This is a genomic window from Candidatus Hodarchaeum mangrovi, from assembly GCF_975850365.1.
Genome location: NZ_CDLCQJ010000144.1, coordinates 1 through 20,684, shown reverse-complemented (window position 1 = coordinate 20,684; position 20,684 = coordinate 1). Strand labels below are relative to the sequence as shown.

Below are 20,684 nucleotides of genomic sequence, written 5' to 3'. Positions count from 1 at the left end.
TGTATTATACTTAAATAAATTGGAGAGTTCTTAATGGAAAATTCAACGAGTTCTTCTAAGATCGCAATCCGAATCCCGTGGAAAGAGTATTTCCGGAAACAAAGCATTAAATTATTAGGTTTTATCATTATTGCTTGTTTAATAATCGGTGTTATGTTTGTTAGTCAGCAAATGGGAGAGTTACAGGATATCAGTCGTCAAGATCCCAATTATTTATTTGCTGTATTTTTGTCCAGTATATGTTTCATCCTTGTATTGATAGGTTTTAGTAAAATTGTTTTGTTTGATATGGGGAAAGAATTTGGACTTAGGGACGAAAAAACTGATAAAACTCGTTTTGATTTAAGGTTCTTTCTATTTTCAACCCTTGCTCTTTCGTTTTGCTCTGCAATGTATTTACTTCTTGATGTTTTTTTAGGAAACGCCTATCTTGAATTATTACCAGTTTTATTAATGGAATGGATTATAATAAGTTTTGATATACAAATAACTGGATTAACAGACAAATTAGGGGATCGTAGAGAGTTTTATCAAACTGCACGTAATCTTTACTTTAATTTCTTTTTCCTTATAATTGTTGGATTCTCTGTTCTCATATTTCTTTCAATATTAACGAGTTTTGGTCGAAAAAGATTAATTAAACGATATCGCAAAGATGAAACTGTCCCTGTCTCTGAATCAGAAGAAAATAGGAGATTATACAAACTTCTTCTTTGGTTATCTATCCCCTTTATTACGATATTTGAATTAGGGATTCTCCCCTCTACAACAGGTTTAATCAACTCACTAATTACTTTATTACTTGTAATTGGGTTGTTATGGTGGATATTTCAAATTCTGAAAACAATTTTTATAATAATATGGAGGGGTTTCAAATTTTCTGCTTTTATCACCTCTGTTAATTTATTATTAATTATTCCTTTAATCCTAATACTTTATGTCTTACCAGTATTAGCTTGGACCTTTTGGGATATTTTTTCTGGATTCCAAGGTGGAACAATACAAATCAACCTAACTGAAATAATTAATAATTTTATTTCATTTCTACAATTTAGGGCTCAAGATATTCTTTCAATTGTTGAATTAGACTTTATTTTTGTTACAATTATAGCCACAGCCATCGTTGGTTTCGCTGAAGGATTTGTTATAGTAGCAATATTTTCCGCTATTTATAGAGGAGTAGAAGTTGCTCGAACTGGGCAGATAGTATCACGATCACCTCCCAAAATAGCTGTACTATCAAAATATCTAATTTTACTAGGAATCTGGATTAGTTTGATCTGGGATAGTTTTTTAGAGATATGGGAAATGCTATTAGTTGAATTTAATTTTTCACTACCTGAAATAAACGTACCTACTTTTTTCTATGTTATTTACTATTCCTTAATAATTCCCTTCTCTCAATGGTTTGAGGACCTTATTCCTATTTTAAAGATCATACCATTCCTCCTCCTCCCGATATACTTTGTATTTTCTGGGGCATATAAATTCCTGAGTGTTACTCTTGTTACACCACGTGTTAAAGAAAGATTATCTCTTTTCTTTTTATTAATCTCTACCTCATTTGTGTTGATCATAACAAATATATTAGGTGATATTTATGATTTAGCTATTCCAGATGCCCCTCTAAAAAGTGTTTTATTTTTGGAGAGAGCATTAACACACGCTGTGGGTATTTTTGAATATATTGAAGCACTAACATTCTATTTGGGATTTTTTTACGGTCTAGCGTATGTAATTAATAAGTTTCTTAAATCAAGAAAAAAGAAACCAATGATAACGGAATATATTCCAGAAAATGATCATTCAAAGTTAATAGAAAAAATAGATGATGAAAATACAGAGCTTCCAGATAGTAATTTGGTCGATTTCCAAAAATCAGTAAACGATGTTCAAAAAGAAACCATAAATGAGCCTTAATAACCCAAAATAACTCATTTATAATCTCAGAGTAAAAATTAAAAAATTAAAATTGTAAAAATCGTTGTAGGTATGAATACCAATTCTTCTTTTTTTTAATTTTTTATTTCTGTCTACTTGACATAAAGATTCTTAGCTTTGATAGCTCATCTCTTTCCTTCTCTTCTAGGGATAATAAAATTTGTTCTATTTCCTCATTTAGTTCAGGAATCAATATTTTTTCTAAAGCATTGAATCGATGTCTTGTTTTACGAATTTCTCTACCTAATTCTGTTACTGCCATTTCTTGGGAGGCAAGATCAATCAAAACTTCTAATTGTTGTCGAAATAGGTCAATTGTTTTATCAACTAGCTCTGAAGTAACGAAAACAGATTTTTCTTGATTATCTTCCAAAAGTTCAAGTGAAGGGACAATTATTCCCATTACATTTTCTGATTGAACGTTTATTCTTAGAGTGTTTGTAGCAGCCATTGCAGCTAAAGCAAGATTCTTTCGATCCATCGCTTTTGTGAGTGCTAGAGATCTTCTTGCTTCCATACCCAAAAGAGAAAGCTTTTGCCGTGTGTGATAAAGCTGTACGACCTGTTTGGAATAAGCTTCAAGAAGTGCACCAATTCTATCTTCTAGAAGTTCTTTCCCTGTATCAGCAATGCTTAATTGAGCTTTTCTGTCTTGGAGCTCTATTCTTGTTTTCTTCAATTGTTGAGATGACACTTTAATAGGGCTCTCCAGGGTAATATTTATCAATAAATTCTTTAGAAATTCGATTTAAATCAGTTTTGGGGATAATTTTTAGTACTTCCCATCCTATAGAAAGGGTTTCCTCTATCGTTCTCCTTTTATCACCTTGGTTTATAAATTTTTGCTCAAATGTGTCAGCAAATCGTAGATATAAACGATCCCGATCGCTTAAAGAATCCTCTCCTGCGATGGAGGCTAATTGTCTTAATTTCATGCCTCTTGCGTAACTAGCAAACAGTTGATTTGCAAGATTAGCATGATCTTCTCGTGTTTTTCCTACCCCTATACCTTCATTCATCAGTCTTGATAGTGAAGGAATGGGATTCATTGGAGGATTTATTCCTCGATTAAAGTGAGGACGACTCATGAGTAGTTGCCCTTCAGTAATATATCCTGTCAAATCAGGTACAGGATGAGTTATATCATCATTTGGTAGTGTAACTACGGGTATCATCGTAACACTCCCTGGTTTTCCTTCCACTTTTCCTGCTCGCTCATAAATTGTTGCTAGATCTGTGTAGAGATAGCCAGGATAACCTCTTCGTCCTGGAAACTCTTCTCTAGCTGAAGAAATTTCTCGGAGTGCTTCACTATAATTAAGCATGTCATGTAGAAGAATTAAAACATTTCTATCTTTTTCATATGCTAAATATTCTGCAAATGTTAATGCAACTCTTGGTGTAAGTATTCTTTCAACAATACTATCCATAGTATAATTGGAAAAGAAAGCTATATGTGCTCCTGAAGCTTCTTGGAATTTTAATCGAAAAAATCTTCCTTCACGTTCTGTAATTCCCATAGCTACAAAAATTACATCAAGTTCTTGCTCCTCTGCAAGCACTCGTGAATTAACTGCAATATTTGCTGCAACCTCTGATGTAGGCATTCCACTAAGAGTAAAGATTGGAAGTTTTTGGCCTTGAACTAATGCATTTAGTCCATCTATTGCAGAAATACCTGTCTCAATAAAATCCTCTGGACTACTCCTTCTAACTGGATTCATCGGAGCCCCAGTAATTGGAAATCTCTTTTCAACAAACAGAGGCCCAAGATCATCTATGGGTTGCCCAAGTCCATTCATTGTCCGACCAATCATCTGTTCAGACAAACCAACTCTAAAAACATCTTTTGTGAATTCCACTTCTGTCTGAGTTCTTTCCATAGAATAAGTTCCTTCAAAAACTTGAACAATTGTAGCATTTTCATCCGCTTGAAGAACTTGTCCTGTTCGTATTTCTCCATCAGGCATATAAATTCTAACAATTTCTTCATAAGAAACATTTTTTATTGATTTTAAAAAAATAAGAGTACCTTGGATGGATTCAATTGTTTTATAGCGAAAAGTGGGTAATGTTCTTACTTTCAAAATTATTCCTCCGTTAGTAACCTATTTCCTCAACTCTTGAAGGAATTTCTTTCGTAAATTCTCTGATTCCATCGATATTTAGCTCTTTCAAACGTTTAATATCCTCGATTAGCTTTTCTTCATAAAGTGGATCTACTAATAAAGTTTCAGATTCTACACGTTCTTCAATGAGATGATGAGCTTCAAGAATTGCTTTAGCCATTAAATATGATTTTTCAGCGGAGCTAAACGCATCTTCCTCTGATAAAGCATTTTGCTGGAGAAATCCTTCTCTTATTAATTCAGCGGTCAATAATAATCCTTTTTGTTTTTCCGAAAGGGTATCTTTGCCCACTAATCTTACAATACGCTCCAATTCTTCTTCCTCCTGCAATATTGTAGCAATTTCAGTCCTATATTCATTCCAATCTGGGGCAACTTCTTTTTTTAGATACTCAGCAATCTGTTTGACATTTTGGCTATAAGATATCCTCCATGATATAGCGGGGAAATGTCTGCTCCTTGCAAGATCAGTGTCAAGTGCCCATAAGCTAGTTGTAAAACGCATTGTATATTGTGTTACAGGTTCAGAAAAATCTCCTCCTTGGGGTGAAACAGCTCCAATTGTAGTAATACTTCCTTCTAGTCCACTAAGAGTTACACATCTTCCTGATCTTTCATAAAATTGACCAATTAATTTAGGGAGATAACTTGGAAATCCTTCCTCACCTGGAATTTCACCTAATCTACCAGAAATTTCACGAAGCGCTTCTGCCCATCGTGAAGTTGAATCAGCTAAAACTGAAACACTATAACCTTGATCACGATAATATTCAGCAATAGTTATTCCCATATAGATGCTTGCTTCTCTTGCTGCAACAGGCATATTGGAAGTATTAGCAATTATTGAGGTTCGATCAATCATTAATCTTCCTGTTTTCGGATCAGTTAATTTTAAAAAGCTTTGTAAAGCATCTGCGGCTTCATTTCCCCGTTCTCCACATAAAGTCATTTGCATAATTTCAGTTGAGGCAAACTTTGCTAGAGTTCTATTGAGAACAGTCTTTCCAGTTCCAAATCCGCCTGGTATCATAGCAGAACCACCTTCAACCATCGGATAAAGGAAATCAAGTATACGTTGCCCTGTTAAAAAAGGTTTATAACTTAAAATTCTTGATTTAAATGGTCTGGGTTGTCTTACTGGCCAATCATGATAGAATTTTAATTCTTGATCTTTAGATTGAGTTTCAATATGCACCAGTGTGTCTGTAACTACATATTTACCTTCAGGGGCTATTTCTTTTAATACTCCATGAACATTAGGCGGTACCATAACTCGATTTTCAACTGATTCTGTTTCCTGAATTCTACCAAGTATTTCCCCTCCTTTGAGTATTGAACCAGTCTTAACATTCAGTTCAGGTATAAAATGCCACTTTCTATTAACATCTAATGGGCTAGTTTTTTCCCCCCTCCCAATAAACGATCCTTCTAGCAGATTTAATGGCCGTTGAATTCCATCATAAACAGTAGACATAATTCCTGGTCCTAATCTAACTGTTAAAGGTCGGTTAAGGTTATAAACTGGCTCTTTTATTCCTAATCCTGATGTTTCTTCGTAAACTTGAATAACAGATGTTTCTCCACGTAATTGAATAATCTCACCAAGTAATTTTTCCTCACCAATCTCAACTAAATAATTTTTTTTCGGATTTTCTAATCCGTAAACAAATACAACTGGCCCTGCTATCCTTTTAATTATTCCCGGCATTTTTTAGACCATCCATAAATTATCTTTTTTGTTTCAATCAATTTACCTTATTCTTTTTCGACTTTAACTATAATTCCTGCCGTACGTAAAGTTATTTCTCTAATGTGTTCCTCAGCACTAGTACCACCTTCTTTAACTGACTGCATAGATAGTATAAGTGGTTTCTGACGTTTTTTTATTGCTTCTAGGAATCTTGGATTTAAAGATTTATATAAATCTTCATCTATTCCAACAATCCCAATATTCTCGTCCTTTAAAGCTGTTTGAAGAATGTTAAAAGCATCTATTCCATTTTCAGCCTCAAAAACGTTTGCACCTGCAAGACGATATCCTATACCTAAAATTGGATGTGTTATTATCAGAATTGAATTATTCAAGGAACAACCTCTTCTCGATTTCATTTTGAGTAAAATTCTCGAGACCATGAGTGAGGATTCTCAAGTTACGAGCTTCTACTGTCATTTGCCATATATAGCCTAATCCTAAATTGAAAGCATGTCTTTTAAACCTTTTTCGAGTTTGTGAGGCCAAAAATATTTTCTCAATTTCCTCCACAAATATTTGAAGAGTTCCTACCATTCCTGCTTCCTGAATCATCTTTTGAATAACATCTCTATATGAAGTTCTTAGCAGAATGGTTTGTAATGTTTTTATGTCTCTTTTTCTGACTGCTAATTCAATTTCTTCAGGAAGAATTCGTGCTTTTCCAGGGAAAATAAGTAAAGAAAAATCTAATTTATCAAGAGCTGTGCCTCTAGATATTCTTCCAATAAAATTTATTATTGTTTTAGTATTTTCAAATTCTCTCTCTTCATTCAATGTTTTTTTCATTATATTCGCTATTTTCCGATTTTTAATATTTTTAATTCCCTTTTTTATTTGATTATAATAAAATTGATTAAAAATACCATCTACAGTATCAAGATCAGTAGGTAAAACATTTGCTTCAATTAGCTGTCTGACAACCTGAGCTAATGGATTCAATATTGATTCTAAATAATTTAAAGCTTCATTTAAGTCGGAGCACTTAGCAAGATGTAAAAGTTCACTTTGATTTAGATCACCAATGGGAATAAAGTATGGCTGAAAATCCGCAGTTCTAAGGATACTTCGGATAGCCAGTTGAATATTTGCCAATTCCCATTTGAAACTTAATAATTTAAACGCTTTCTGATAAACCCCTCCAGATAAATGTATTACCTTTTTCATGCGTTCTGAAAGCACGATATTAATGGTACTATCAACAGCTGTAAGAGGGTCTTCAAGGAGTAACCGATTTTCCAAAATTGTTTTATAAATGGGAAAATTTCTGAGATCTGCTATAAAAGAAGATAAATCGTAGGAAGTCAATAATCTTAAATAATCATCCTTTGTAAGTAATCGACTTCTCATTCCGTAGAATCGCGCAGCAATATATCCTTGGGTTGTTGTAGCAGACAATAGAGCGCCTCCTAGTTATCTCATTTTTTGAATTATTTTTTAGTCCGTAATTGTCCCATAACTTTCTGAAATTGCCATGGAGACTCATCTAAATCATTCCATAAATCTTGAGAAGCTTTGATAATTAAATCTTCTTTTTTCTTAATGAATCGAGATTCTAAGGTATTTTCAATAGTTATTGGTGAATCTAGCCGTTTAACAAGAACACCCACGCGGTCTAGATCTGCAATAACATGTTGGTTTGTCCCTGAAATGGTTTTGAATTTATCAGGATCACAATTCTGTGTTATATGTACCTCATATGTGTTTCCAGAGTCCTGTTTTATTTCTTGAAACATTTTATTCAATAAATTATAAGATTCTGTTCCTATTGCAAGTGTTTTGAATTTATCTTTTAATTTCAGGATTATCTGATCCATTAAGCGTCCTTTCTCATTATTGGAACGTCTTAACCAATCTTCTTGTTTTTCAGAGATTGTCCTTTGGAATGAATCCATCAAGACTGGAGAGTTTTTAAAAGAATCAAATTCTGCTTCTATTTGGTTAATTTTTAGTAAGGTTTGGTTTTGAATTTCTAAAATACTTGGATCAACCGTACTTTCAATTTCAAGCATTTTAGAATTTGATTTCTCTTTCAAAGCTTCCAAAAATTCATCTATTTCTTGGTTCATAAATTCAGGCACCGATTCCAAGTAGAATCATGATAGAGATAACAAAGCTAAGAACAAGTATAGTTTCAGGGATCGCTATTAATATGATTGCGGAGCCCATCTGATCGGGCCTTTCAGCTAACATTCCTGTAGCACCACTGCCAATAAAGGCCTGCGCTAGTCCAGTACCAATTGCACCTAAGCCTAAAGCTATGGCTGCACCAATAGCTCTCGCCACTATAACGTTATCTGTAACTGTAGCTTGTAGTATTTCTAAGATCATTTTTTTTTCTCCTTTGTTTGAGTTTTCTTTCTGTTATTTTGGTGTTTCAATTATTGATTTGTTCCATAAGGTCTGTAAGTATCTCCACCTTCCAAAACAAACTGAGTGAAAAATTCGAAAACATTTAACCTCATTGAATGTATGGAGGGCGAAAGAATTAAAATTACGAGATTGATCATATGAAGTCCCAACCCTAAAAATAATCCAAGGGGAAATAACTGAGTAGTGAGTTCATTAGCTACTTTCCCCATCCAAGCCCCAACTAGTCCAATCGCCATTAAACGAGCAAATGAAAGGATGTTCGAAAATTTTTCAATTACATGAATAAGTCCAGCAATACCATCTAGTTTGATCAATATAATAATTGAGACGATTATGATGAGTAAATCGATAATGACAGCTATAGCAAATAAATCATTTGATATAATTAAAATTAACAAAAGTAATGGTATAGATCCCCATATGAGAATCAATAGAAGGTTACTATACACATGTGACATATGTTTCAGCTTAAAATTATTGTAGGCTCCAAGGAATAGTCCACCTATTATAATAATTAAACCAATAAATATTGAAAGGATTAGCAAATCTTGAGTATCTTGATATCTGTTTAATAATGGGTGAATGTTGAGGTGTAGGTCATGAGCCAGTATTTCTCCCAAATCTCCAAATATCTCAAAGTATACTAATCCAAAAAACATTGCAGACATGCAACTTATCATAAATATTTCACTAATATTCTGTAAACCTTGCTGTTGATTTTTTTTAAACCTTCTACGAAGAATAGTTGCAATAACAAATATTATTGCGGCATAACCAATGTCTCCTACCATAAATCCCCAAAAGAATGTAAAGAATATGAATACAAAAGGTGTTGGATCAATCGATCCATATTTTGGTAATTGAATTAAGTTTGTTATAGTTTCAAATGGTTTTACAATTCGAGGATTCTTCCTTAAAACTGGAGCATTTTTTTCTGCTTTTCTTCTTTTAATTAGAATTCTTTTATCGAAATTTTTCTTTAACTCTGATTCGAGAACTTTATATTTCGATTTAGGTACATATCCTTCTATTTCAAATGTATTTTCAGTTCTTCCCATCTTTTCAACCAATTGAAAAGCTGAGATTCTTTCAACTGCTTCCTTATGAATACTGATAAATTCATTAAATTCTGGAGTCTGAATTATTATTTCCTTTTTTTTCTCTAATGACTCCAAGATTGTTTCATATTTGGATATCAATGATTCAATATGAGAACTAAAATCTTTTAGTTTTATCTTTCCCAGCTCTGGTGAGAGAGTAAAAGTGCTTAATTTCTCGCTGGATAGATATTTCTGAATTTCATTTCTAAAATCTTTATTGTAAAGTAATAGAACTGCAAAATAATTTTCATCCACCCGTCTTGATATTACTTCATACAAACCTTTTGCTTTTTTAGCAATTTCTTTCTCAAATTCGTCTAATCGAAGATCAGATTTTCTATTAAACATTATTATATTTGAATCTAGATTGGGATTTTTATCGATTTCTTGAATTAACTGTTGAGAGTGTGTGAGGATTGGTTTGTATCTATTAAGATGCTCAATTTTTAAATTCAAATCAGCTTTTTCCGTTTCAATATCCTTAATTTCAGGTTCAATAGAAGAGAGAAGAGTCTGTAAATCTCTTATTATCTCCTCTGTTGTTCTTTTCACTCTTATTTCTTGTGCTTCTGAAAATGAATCCATGTTTATAAAAGAAAGAATTGCTGAAACTCGTGTTTCTAAATTTTCAAGAGTCATTTTTAATGTACGAAGATTTTGATCTTCATATGTTTCTTCTCTCCCAAGGGGGGTTGATTCAATTACGTGAAAAACCTTTAATGTTTTAAGTATGTTAATTAGTTCAAAAATATCTTCTTTAATCCCAATTATTTTAGTTATAAACATTGTTTCAATCAAGTATACTACCATCCTCACTTGAATTTAGGGTAAAATAGATTTTAGAATTTTTTCAATAACTTCTTCTTCTCTTTGTTTGTATTTTTCATTAATCTCTTGAAAAATTATTTCTTCTTCCTTTTCGATGGAGTTAACAAGTTTTTTGAAATCATTTTCGAGCTGGGTTCGATAATTCTCCTTTTTTGCTTCAATCTCTTTTAATTTCATTTGATAATCTTTATCAGCGTTTTTTTGTGCCTTTTCAATTTTCTTGTATACTTGACTTCGTACATCAAGAACTTTAGTTTTAAAGATCATTTCTTCAGATTCTATTTGTTCTTTTAGATGATTTTTGGGATAATTCTCAACCATGATTTCATTCCTGTCCTTGATTAGTTATTGATCTTTAATACTTTGTAAAAATTTCCTTGCACAAATTATTTCTATGAGAAAATAGTGTTGTATTACCCTATGTTCATCAGTATCGATTTTTCTTTCAGAATGAGTTGGAAAACTCTGAAAGTCGGTTCTCTTGGAAGTGCAAGTATTTTTATCACCTAAAGGTCCATCAAAAGCATTTTTAAATTTTCTTTTTAAAGTTAAAGTTATGCTTCGAATAACTTATAATTTAATTGAGGAGCTATTATATAGATATCAATATTCTAGAGAAAATTTTATTATTTCAATTTAAGTAGAGTCATTTTTTCCTTCTTTTCTCCTTCCCAAGAATGATTAGAAATTAGGTCAACAATTCTTTGAATAGTCTATTTACAATTTCTAGATTTGGGAATTTTTTAAGGTTTTAATTGCCTTATTTAGATTCGTCTGGATATTTAAGAATTTATTGGTTTCTGATTATATTAAAAATTATATATATCTTTGTAGGACTTTTTTTAGAACTAGAAGACAGGATTTGTAAAGATTTATTAATCATTTCATATTTAGATTATCTGAATGGATGAAAAAAATAAGAATCTAATTATATTTGCCTATTAAAAAACTTTTAGATATAAATAAAGGACTAAAGGTTAAAATGAGAATTCTTTTAGGAATTTGTGGTCAGATGGGAAGTGGAAAATCTCTTGTTGCTGAATATTTAGAAGAAAAATATAACTTTAAGCGATTTCGGTTATCTAGTAAAATGAGGGAAATTGCAATTGATTTAGGGCTTGAACCCTCTCGTGATTTTTTACAGGGTATTGGCAAATTTATGCGGGATTTTGATGATGATGTTTGGGTTAAATATCTTATTAAAATGATCATAAATGAAAAAGGGAATATTGTCGTTGATGATATTCGAAGAATCAATGAGGTTAAATTTTTAAAACCCCAAGGATTTGTTATAATACGAATTGAGTCTACAGATAAAGAAAGAAAAGCTCGAATAGAAAAACGGACAGGCATGATGATTCCTGAGAATGAATGGTTTCGGTGGCAAAATCATTTAACCGAAATCCAGGTGAAAGATATTCCTGTTGACAATATTATTGTCAATAATGGCACTATTAAGCATTTGAAAAAAGAAGTCGATCATTTAATGGATGAATTGTTGATAAAAAATAACAGATAGATTATTTCAATTTATTCATCATAGTTTTTTAGCAAATCTAAAGATCCTTTCATTTTACTTTCGACAGTTTTCTTTTTTCTTGTCTGTAATGCATTCTTTAATTCATCAACACTGATTTGATCTGATGAAGGACTTTCTTCAGAATCATATGTTCCTGATAAAATAGTAGCTTGTCCTCCTGGTGGTATACCACCTGAATATTGCTTTCGACGGATCTCACGAAGATAAATTTCTAAAGAATCTACAAATTGTCTTGCAGTTTTTAGTAATAACTCATCAATGCTTCCGGGGTAATTTGTTCCATAATCCACTCCCCGTCTGATTTCTGCTATTTGAGGAGCTAATTCTTCATGTGATCGTCGATTGACAATTAAATCAATCAATTTTTTCATTTCTTGCCCCATCCAAGCAGTATAATCTGTCGATGCCATTTTCATGAACCATTTATTTTTTAGATCTCAGTTTGGTATTAATTTTTTTTAAGCTTCAAATTATTTTAATCCTTGCATTTAGAGTTTAACAGGTGATCTATTTTGATCCTCGTTCCCCGGTATGTTTTTGTGTAAAATCCAACATATCATCAATTAATGATTCAGAATAATCTGCGTCAACTTTGGTATAATCACTTTTTTCAGTCAAAAAAGTTTCAGCAATCACTTGACGTTTTGAAGTTAGCAAATCCAACCAATTTTTCTTTCGTTCTTCAACTAATTTTGAACATGTCCTTTCTATTAAATCTAAAAATCTTCTAGCTATTGTTGAAGGATCATTTAATAATCTAAGTTTATCAATTACCTCATCTATTCGTTTTAAAGCATTTAGAAAGTTTGAATCCTCAAAATCCTCCTCGATTAATCCATAAAGCAATGTAAGGGAGGCAGAAATATTTCCAGTTTTTTCGGAATAAATAAAAGCATACTTCACTGCTAGTTCATTAATTTCAGCTTTTTTCTTGTAATTGACTCCAATTTTATAGAAAATTCCTGCTAACAATTCACCATATTGATCCCCTATACCGCTACCTAAGGTATTTATTAAATTGATACCTTTTTTTACGATTTCAATATCGAGATTATGATGTTGAATTAGAGAAATAACTTCGTCTATTACTCTCATCTTAGTTTCTGGTCGTAAAATCTCTAGACTAGTGATATAATTCACCAGTGTATTAATTAACAGTGAATATTCTCTCAATTTGAAGAATTCCTGCCCTAATCTAATTGTGAAATACCCAAAAACTTCCTCATTTGCTTCCAAATCGAAAAATGCGTTAAAAAATAACTCAATTTGCTCGTTGAACTTCTCTTTTTCCTTTCCTATAAATGATTTTATGATTAGATTAATGAATGAATCGATTACAGCATTAATTTCTTTTTGAGGATATTCTATCCTAATTATGAGTTCTAGAAATAGCTTTAGTAGATCTTTAGCCTTGGAAGGTGCATTTTGGATAAAAAGAGGTAAGAGATCTCTTACTAGATATATTGTTTCATTAAATTTTGACTCTTCAATTCCTAAAGTAGCAATATCATATACTTGTGATAGTGCACCATCAAAATTTCCTCGTCCTATAAGTGCAGTAATTTTTTTTCTTTCTACTTCAATTATTTTATCAGTTTGGTTTAATTGTTGATATATTCGTTCTTGAAAATCAATAAATCCAATAGCTTCATCAAATTTCTTCTTATCAAATAGCTCTTTAATAAATTCTTCTGATAATAAGATTAAAGGACTTGCTGAAGAAGCTAGTGCTTCATCATACATTAATGTAAGGGGAATCAACGCTTTCTCAAGAAAAATCATTGTATAAGGAATATTATCAATTAAAAAGAATTTCCTTGCTTCTGACATCGCTATCGTTGAAGCTTCCTGAATCATTTCTAAATTATTATAGATTTCTAAGGCATAATCCATAAGAGTGAAATATGTATCATAATCAGCTGAGTTAAATTTTGAATCTGCAACTTCTAAACAGATATCTGCTAGGCTTAAGGTATTTGTTTGGGAAGAAGACTTCTCTTTTGCTTCAGTCAAAAAGTGTAAACCCTTCTCAATGAAATTATTTTTAAGTAAAGCGGAACCAAATTCTAGATATAAGGACATTTCATCTTCTATGGAACCAAATTGGGTAATACTTCTATGTATCTTTTCGAACTCTTGAAAAGCCATTATCTCATCATATTGAAGGGCTTGTATTGCACGTGTTAACATAAGATTTGAAGCTTCTTTAATTATATTCATTTTTTGTAGAGTGTCAATTAAGAAATCAAGAAATCTTCCTGAAAGTCGAATATCAGTTGCTTCAAAATGATCTTTTCTTTCTGTTGCATAATCTAATAATATCCCCACTTTTTCAATTAAATTATAATTAATAAATCGTTTACATGCTTGTTTTAAGAACATAAATCCTTCATCATAAAAGCTATGCTCAATCAAACGTATAGCATGTTCAAATTCTGCGTCTCCTAGTCCCTCGATAATATTTAGGTGATTATACAGCTGAGTAATATTTTGGAAGAGTTCATTAATAAGAGCAATTTCGATTTTAACTTCCAAAGCTTGATTTATTTGTTCTTCCAAATTTTTAATAGTTTGTAGAATTTGTTCTTGTGGTGCATTTGAATCTATTAGAAGTTGAATTTCCTTCGAATGGAGTTTAAGAGCTAAATTTACATTCTTTTTTTCGAATAATTTAGAGGAAACTGTTTGCAATCTAGCCATTGCTCTACTTATTTTTTTTGCTTTGACTAAAAAGTCAAAATCTATGTTATGATATTCTAGTGCTTTATTAAAATCGTTCTCTTCTATTTTATTAAGAGCCAATCTTGCATATAATTCATCATATTTATCTTCATCTTGGATATGGAGATAATACCTACCTAATAGTTCAATGAATTGAGTTACAAAAAGTTCTGACCCAGTTTTCTCAATTATGTTAAATTGTTCAAGGATATTCTGATTGAAACCCTTTATTACCTCTAAATCAAGTTGTTGGAATAATAAAAATGCTTCTTCTAAAATGGAGAGTTGTTTTTCATAATCTCTCCATTGTGCATAATTTTTTGCTCCTTTAATTAATAACCAAGCTGCAGATTCGTATTCACCTATTTCTTTATATGAATTTAATAAAAATGTTCTTAGATTCTCTAGAGGGAATATTTTCATTGATAAAGCTAGCTTTTCAATACGCGTCTCTAAATCTTCTCCGATTTTTAATACTCCCGATTTCAGATTATTTTCAATTAAATAACTCATTGCCTTCTCAATATAAGGTAAATCATCACTAATTTTCTTTTTTTCGACGAGATCTTTACCAAATTGACATATATAAAAAGCAATCTCTTCGATTATCTGGCTTTTATTTAATCTTTTAGCTAATCCGTTAATTTTGTCAAAATAAAGTAAAAAAACAAGAGATTCTAATCGATTGAAGTCGTCTTGCTTTGTAGATAATAGAGACTCTTCTGCAGCTTGTTTTCCGTTAGAAAAAAGATAATCTAAGACCTCTACTGGCAATTTTTGAGCAATCTCAGCAGGACCAGTTTGGGAATTTGTTATCGCTTCATCAAGATAATTAAAAGCTGTTTCAAGCTGTGAATTTTTAACATATATTCTTCCAATATCGAATAAAATCTTGGAGAATTCTGGTAAAGAGTATATATAGGCTTCTCGTGCCTTGGAGATCATTAGATCTGAAATTTTACGTTGTTCAATATCTGAGAAATGATCTGATAAAATTTCTAAAGCCTTGTCTGAATAAACTTTCTTTTCTAAATTAATCACTTGTTTTTGATGAATTTCATCTTTGAAAATATTTCTTGCTTGATCAAAAAGTATAAAACCTCTTTCTATTCGATTTTTCTTAATATTAATTTCTGCCTCTGCTAAATACGATTTAAAAATTTCCTCTATATTATTTATTTGACTAAAAATAATCCTACTTTTCTCAAAACTTTCTTCTATAGCAGTTTCAGATACCGAAGATTGAGCTAAACCAATACCTACTTCAACAAATAATTTTCCTGCCTTAAGAAATTCGATATCTCTTTGGGCTTCTCCTGATACAATTTCTTTGCATTCTCCAAGAAAATATCTTGTCATAGCTCCATTTTTCGTTGTATAGCTATTAGTATCTTCCAAAATTCTGATATAATTTTCAATTAAAGGGATAGCTGAGGCAGTATATCGAAATAATTCCTTCCTTGTCTTATTACGTCCTTTTCGAGCAAAAGAAATAATTTTGCGATATAATGTGATAACTAATTCATCTTTTTTTACTTTATGTGTAGCTATTTCAATAGCCTCTTCTAGGTATTTAAGACCCTCTATAAAATTTTTTTCACTTATCATATGATCTGCAAGGTTCTGATAAGCAGTAATGGCTTCTTCCCACTTTTTTTTAGAAACTAGCTTATTTACCTCTTTAATCATATCCTCTATATTCATTAATAATCCTCATCTAGGCTTTAAATCTCTTAAACCTTTAAGGTTTCTTTATTTCTTAATTGTTGGATCATGTTCAAAAATAAGCTTAATGTACCATTCAGTCAAATCGTGGAGAACTTGTTTATCCCATTTTTCTAATTTGTTCCCCTTACTTTTTCTATGTCCATGATGATCATTCGCATCGGTAATAAAGCCTTGGGGAATAAAAGCGTTCATAACATTTATATAGAGTGACATATGTTCAAAAAATCTCTGATTAAGTCACAATATTAATCTAAGTTTATTATCCTGATTCCGGCTCAGGTAATGAATTTCTACTCCATCATAAGAAGTAGAAAACCTTTTTTATGTTTCATTGTAAGTGAAATTCTTCATTATGAATATTATTGCAGCAATAATTGTACTAGTGCTACCCTATGGTATGAATTTTGTTCCTTTCTGGATACGAAAGATTATACAAGGTTATTGAATACTCTCCCTATAATTATTATGCTATACTTTAAAAATCAAATTTATCCTAATTAATCTCCCTCAGAACATAAAAACAAGTATATAGGGAATTCAATTATTTATAATCTGAAAAAATAAAAAATTTGGTATTAGAATAAATAAACAATTATGTAAATTATCTTGAGGGAAATAATATGAGAATCGCGATATTCGCTAGCGAAATGGAACCATATATAAAGACTGGAGGATTAGCTGATGTGATGGGTACTCTTCCATATGCGTTATTAGAAGTTTATCCAGATATTTATGTTGATATGTATATCCCTTACTATGGCCCAATTAAAAACCAAGACCTAAAATTCGAACATGAAACGACTAGTTTTTCTTTAAAAATAGGGTCAAAAAGATTTAATGGTCAAGTTTTTATCCAGAAATTTACAAATTTCAATCTTCAAGTTCATTTTATAAATAATTACCGCCTTTTTTCCTCACGATCGCAATTATATGCAAAAGATGGTAAAGATTATAGAGATAATTTACAACGTTTCATCTTTTTTTGTCGTGGTTCCTTAGAGTATATTAAAAATAAATATTCTGGTGGTAATCCCTACCAAATATTTCATTTACATGATTGGCAATCAGCATTAATTAGCCTTTTTATCAAGTTAGATGATTTTTTTAGTGAAAGTATGGTTAAATCCGTTTTTACTATTCATAATCTGAATTATCAAGGTAAGTTTCCTGCTTCACAATTTCCTCTCCTTGGGATTGGAAAAAAATTCTTTACTCCCAAATATTTAGAATTTTGGGGGAAAATTAATTTAATGAAAGCAGGATTGATATTTTCTGATAAATTGACCACTGTCAGTCCCACTTATGCTAACGAAATTCAAACCAAAACCTATGGAGCAGGATTGGAAGGAATAATAAAAGAGAGAAAGAACGACCTTGTTGGTATTTTAAATGGAGTGAATTATTCTTTATGGAATCCAGAAAAAGATAAATTAATTCCCAAAACATATTCTAGTCAAAATTTATCTGGAAAAGCAGAATGTAAACTGACTCTACAAAAGATGTTTAATTTACCAGAGGATCTTAATATACCATTGCTTGGTGTTGTTACACGATTAACATGGCAAAAAGGAACTGATTTACTATTATCTACAATAAGAAAATTACTTTCAAAGAATATACAATTTATTTTGGTTGGGATGGGAGATCCGAGAGAGGAATTATTATATAAAAATCTTCAAAAGGAATATTCGAATAAGGTTGGGATTACTATTGCATTTAATAACGAATTAGCTCATTTGGTGGAGGCAGGTGCCGATATATTTCTTATGCCCTCTCGTTATGAGCCATGTGGATTAAATGACAAATATAGCTTGAAATATGGTACTATACCTATCGTTTTTAATACTGGAGGATTAGCGGATAGTGTTACTGATTATATATTGGATAAAGAGAATGGAACAGGGTTTATATTCTACCAATATACTCAAAAAGACTTTTTAGAGACAATTGAAAAAGCATTACATCTCTTTGAATCGAAAGATACATGGCTTAAAATAATGAAAAGAGGAATGTCAAAAAACTTTTCTTGGAAAAACGCTGCAAAAGCTTATTTAGAATTATTCAACAGTATTATTGAACCATAAGACAATGTTAGGTGATACAATTTACAGTATTAGATCTCCTTAAAGGAACAAATGATCGACTTCCTGAAGAACAGGTTCTTAGAGAACAGATTATGGATCATATCAAGTCGATTTTTCAGATCTATGGATTTCAACCCGCAACTACACCAATACTTGAACTCTGGGAGGTTCTAGCCAGTAAATATGCTGGAGGTGCTGAAATCCTAAAAGAAACATATAAATTAACAGATCAAGGAAAAAGAGAATTAGGCCTTCGTTATGATCTTTCTGTTCCTCTTGCACGTCTTATAGGGATGAATCCTAATCTAGGTAAACCATTCAAACGGTATGAAATCGGAGTCTGTTTTCGTGATGGACCAATTAAAAAAGGCCGATATCGTGAATTTATTCAATGTGATGCAGATATAATCGGAGTTGCTTCCATGCTTGCTGATGCAGAGTGTTTAGCACTAGCTCATCATATTTTTACAAGTTTAGGCTTAGATATTTACCTTGAGGTAAATAATCGAAAATTATTATCAGGTATATTGCTTCAGGCAGGCATTTCTCAAGAACTGCTAAATACAACTATCCTCTCAATCGATAAACTAAAAAAAATCGGTTTTGAAGGAGTAAGAAACGAATTAGAAGAAAAAGGTATCAACTCAGACTTGACAGACACAATTTTTAGTTATTTTCAATATGAAGGTCCTTATCTCGAAATTTTAGCACATCTTGAGCCTCGCATTACAAATGAGATAGGAAAATCTGGATTATCTGAATTACGGGATTTATATCATTTTTTGGAACTATTTGGAGTGACTGAAGATATTAAACTTCACTATAGTTTAGCCCGAGGTCTGGAAATTTATACCGGAACTGTTTTTGAGGCTTTTTTGAAAGATGAGAGTTTTAATTCATCACTTTGCGGAGGAGGACGTTATGATGATATAATAGGCAATTTCCTTGCATCAGAAGAAGTTTTTCCCGCTGTGGGAATTTCATTCGGTCTAGAGACGATCTTTGATGTGTTAGAGACAATTTCATCTCGGAAACCATCTTTAACTGAAGTTTATGTTATTCCGATTAAAACACTAAATGAAGCAATAAAGTTAACTACAAATTTACGTAAGAATGGCATAAAGACTGAAATTGATTTAATGAATAAGAAAATATCGAAAAATATGGAATATGCTGATCGACAGAAAATTCCTTTTGTAATTATAATAGGTAAAAAAGATTTAGCAAAAAAAATGGTAACCATTAGGTCAATGGTTGATGGAAACGAAGAGAAAGTGACTATAAACTCAGTTATTACTTATATTAATGAAAAACTTTCCAAAGAAAGTAAAACATTCTAAAATAAATTTTTCCAAATGTAGAGACATAACAGGAAGTATTTATTGAGCAAGAATTTATTGAAATTAATCTTTTAATCGCTCTAATTTATTAAACTATTTAATATTTCATAAAGATAATACAATTTGATTTTGAATAACTAACATTTCAGAAAGGATCAAATCAATCGTTTTGGGAATATCCTCAACAAGTCCCAAAGGAACACATCGTTTTACATTCACTCCTGCTAATAAAATCTCATTTAATCCACGCATAATCATATCAGGGGAGTACCAAGGTCTTTTAGATGCCCACCATTGTTGACAAGAGTGTATCCCACGATCTAAAAAGGTCCTAGCATTTTCAAATAGCTGAATTTGTTCCTTATTCATACTTTGAGTATATTTCTGAACGAGATGAACAAGTGTAAGGGCCAACATTATGAATTGATGCTGTTTTTGATGTAAATTATTTTGGGGATTGAACCAGAGGGGAAAGGCAATATTCTGTTCTAGGTCGTACGGCATAGTAGACCAACTAGAAGCCTTAGGAGTTTGCATTTGGCCTTTAGGAAACGTATCAATAATTTCAGTTATTGTACAGATCTTGATGTCAGTTCTTTTAGGAAGGTTATCAAAAAGGGGGGATAGGAAATTTCTTATCGCATGTTTAACATGATGACCAAATGTTTCTCCATCCATAGCTAATATGACATAATAGTTATGGTCCTGTGATTTATATTTCAAACGGTTTACAAATGTCTCAACATTATTTATTTTGTCAAAAGCGCAATCAATAGAGATATAATCGTCTCGAAATATTAGATTAAGACCAGTGGATTTATGCTTTGAGATATATGTAGTAGGAAATTCAGTTAGAGAGTTTGCTATCCCAGAACTAATTACCCAATCAAAATTTAACTTTTTCAATACAGGAAAAATTTCTTCTGAAATTGCCATTTCTGGAGGGAAGAATCCTTTGGGATCAAATACTTTTCCAAAGAAATTACGATTTGTTTCGTGGTTTAATTGAATTTGGCGAAAAACTTCTGGTTCTGGTATTAATGGAAGAAGAGGATGGAATTTTGCGCTTCCAGTGAATTCAATTTGTCCACGAGAGGCTAAAGTAGTCAATCCTTCAATAACAGAGGAAAATCCATAATCATCAAGCTGT

General features: G+C 31.6%; 17 protein-coding genes. 4 read left to right on the top strand and 13 right to left on the bottom strand.

What is annotated here, in order from left to right; all coding sequences use genetic code 11:
* The first annotated feature begins 33 nt into the window (after nt 1–33).
* Nucleotides 34–1,920, top strand: a complete 1,887-nt coding sequence (locus ACWVCY_RS13745; RefSeq protein ID WP_455143511.1) for a hypothetical protein — start codon at nt 34–36, stop codon at nt 1,918–1,920.
* Between the two features lie 103 nt (nt 1,921–2,023).
* Here the strand turns inward: ACWVCY_RS13745 and ACWVCY_RS13740 are convergent, their stop codons facing one another.
* The 9 genes from ACWVCY_RS13740 to ACWVCY_RS13700 form a co-directional block, all read right to left on the bottom strand.
* Entirely contained in the window at nt 2,024–2,635 is a 612-nt protein-coding gene (locus ACWVCY_RS13740; protein ID WP_455143509.1) for a V-type ATP synthase subunit D, read from the bottom strand.
* Nucleotide 2,636: 1 nt separating this feature from the next.
* Complete coding sequence (locus tag ACWVCY_RS13735) at nt 2,637–4,028, bottom strand: V-type ATP synthase subunit B (RefSeq protein WP_455143507.1); 1,392 nt, start codon at nt 4,026–4,028, stop codon at nt 2,637–2,639.
* 13 nt (nt 4,029–4,041) lie between these two features.
* Complete coding sequence (locus ACWVCY_RS13730) at nt 4,042–5,778, bottom strand: V-type ATP synthase subunit A (RefSeq protein ID WP_455143505.1); 1,737 nt, start codon at nt 5,776–5,778, stop codon at nt 4,042–4,044.
* Nucleotides 5,779–5,825: 47 nt separating this feature from the next.
* Nucleotides 5,826–6,155 carry a V-type ATP synthase subunit F gene (locus ACWVCY_RS13725; RefSeq protein ID WP_455143503.1) on the bottom strand — a complete coding sequence of 110 codons (330 nt, stop codon included), beginning with the start codon at nt 6,153–6,155 and terminating at the stop codon, nt 5,826–5,828.
* Nucleotides 6,148–7,218 (bottom strand): V-type ATPase subunit, encoded by a 1,071-nt coding sequence (locus ACWVCY_RS13720; protein ID WP_455143501.1) that lies wholly within the window; start codon nt 7,216–7,218, stop codon nt 6,148–6,150. The genes ACWVCY_RS13725 and ACWVCY_RS13720 overlap by 8 nt, the downstream gene beginning before the upstream one ends.
* Before the next feature lie 32 nt (nt 7,219–7,250).
* Complete coding sequence (locus ACWVCY_RS13715) at nt 7,251–7,889, bottom strand: hypothetical protein (RefSeq protein WP_455143499.1); 639 nt, start codon at nt 7,887–7,889, stop codon at nt 7,251–7,253.
* A gap of 4 nt (nt 7,890–7,893) precedes the next feature.
* Nucleotides 7,894–8,106, bottom strand: coding sequence for an ATPase (locus ACWVCY_RS13710; protein ID WP_455143497.1), 213 nt, complete (start codon nt 8,104–8,106; stop codon nt 7,894–7,896).
* 95 nt (nt 8,107–8,201) lie between these two features.
* Nucleotides 8,202–10,091, bottom strand: a complete 1,890-nt coding sequence (locus ACWVCY_RS13705) for a V-type ATPase 116kDa subunit family protein (protein ID WP_455143495.1) — start codon at nt 10,089–10,091, stop codon at nt 8,202–8,204.
* Between the two features lie 24 nt (nt 10,092–10,115).
* Nucleotides 10,116–10,442: a hypothetical protein gene (locus tag ACWVCY_RS13700; protein ID WP_455143493.1), complete on the bottom strand. Its 327-nt coding sequence runs from the start codon at nt 10,440–10,442 to the stop codon at nt 10,116–10,118.
* Between the two features lie 661 nt (nt 10,443–11,103).
* On the opposite strand from ACWVCY_RS13700, the gene ACWVCY_RS13695 reads away from it, so the two are divergent.
* Nucleotides 11,104–11,640 carry an AAA family ATPase gene (locus tag ACWVCY_RS13695; RefSeq protein WP_455143491.1) on the top strand — a complete coding sequence of 179 codons (537 nt, stop codon included), beginning with the start codon at nt 11,104–11,106 and terminating at the stop codon, nt 11,638–11,640.
* 11 nt (nt 11,641–11,651) lie between these two features.
* Here the strand turns inward: ACWVCY_RS13695 and ACWVCY_RS13690 are convergent, their stop codons facing one another.
* The 3 genes from ACWVCY_RS13690 to ACWVCY_RS13680 all read right to left on the bottom strand — a co-directional run bounded on the left by ACWVCY_RS13690 (nt 11,652) and on the right by ACWVCY_RS13680 (nt 16,323).
* Nucleotides 11,652–12,071 carry a hypothetical protein gene (locus tag ACWVCY_RS13690; protein ID WP_455143490.1) on the bottom strand — a complete coding sequence of 140 codons (420 nt, stop codon included), beginning with the start codon at nt 12,069–12,071 and terminating at the stop codon, nt 11,652–11,654.
* Between the two features lie 97 nt (nt 12,072–12,168).
* Nucleotides 12,169–16,086 carry a hypothetical protein gene (locus ACWVCY_RS13685; RefSeq protein ID WP_455143488.1) on the bottom strand — a complete coding sequence of 1,306 codons (3,918 nt, stop codon included), beginning with the start codon at nt 16,084–16,086 and terminating at the stop codon, nt 12,169–12,171.
* Nucleotides 16,087–16,134: 48 nt separating this feature from the next.
* Complete coding sequence (locus ACWVCY_RS13680) at nt 16,135–16,323, bottom strand: hypothetical protein (protein WP_455143487.1); 189 nt, start codon at nt 16,321–16,323, stop codon at nt 16,135–16,137.
* A 407-nt stretch (nt 16,324–16,730) separates the two neighbouring features.
* Here ACWVCY_RS13680 and glgA point away from each other — a divergent pair, with 407 nt between their 5' ends.
* Both glgA and hisS read left to right on the top strand, forming a co-directional pair.
* Nucleotides 16,731–18,194, top strand: a complete 1,464-nt coding sequence (glgA, locus tag ACWVCY_RS13675) for a glycogen synthase GlgA (RefSeq protein ID WP_455143486.1) — start codon at nt 16,731–16,733, stop codon at nt 18,192–18,194.
* An 11-nt stretch (nt 18,195–18,205) separates the two neighbouring features.
* A complete protein-coding gene (hisS, locus tag ACWVCY_RS13670; protein WP_455143484.1) occupies nt 18,206–19,534 on the top strand; it encodes a histidine--tRNA ligase in 1,329 nt (442 codons plus the stop codon).
* Nucleotides 19,535–19,639: 105 nt separating this feature from the next.
* Here the strand turns inward: hisS and ACWVCY_RS13665 are convergent.
* Nucleotides 19,640–20,684: hypothetical protein (locus ACWVCY_RS13665; RefSeq protein ID WP_455143482.1), on the bottom strand; the 1,045-nt coding region annotated here is incomplete at its 5' end.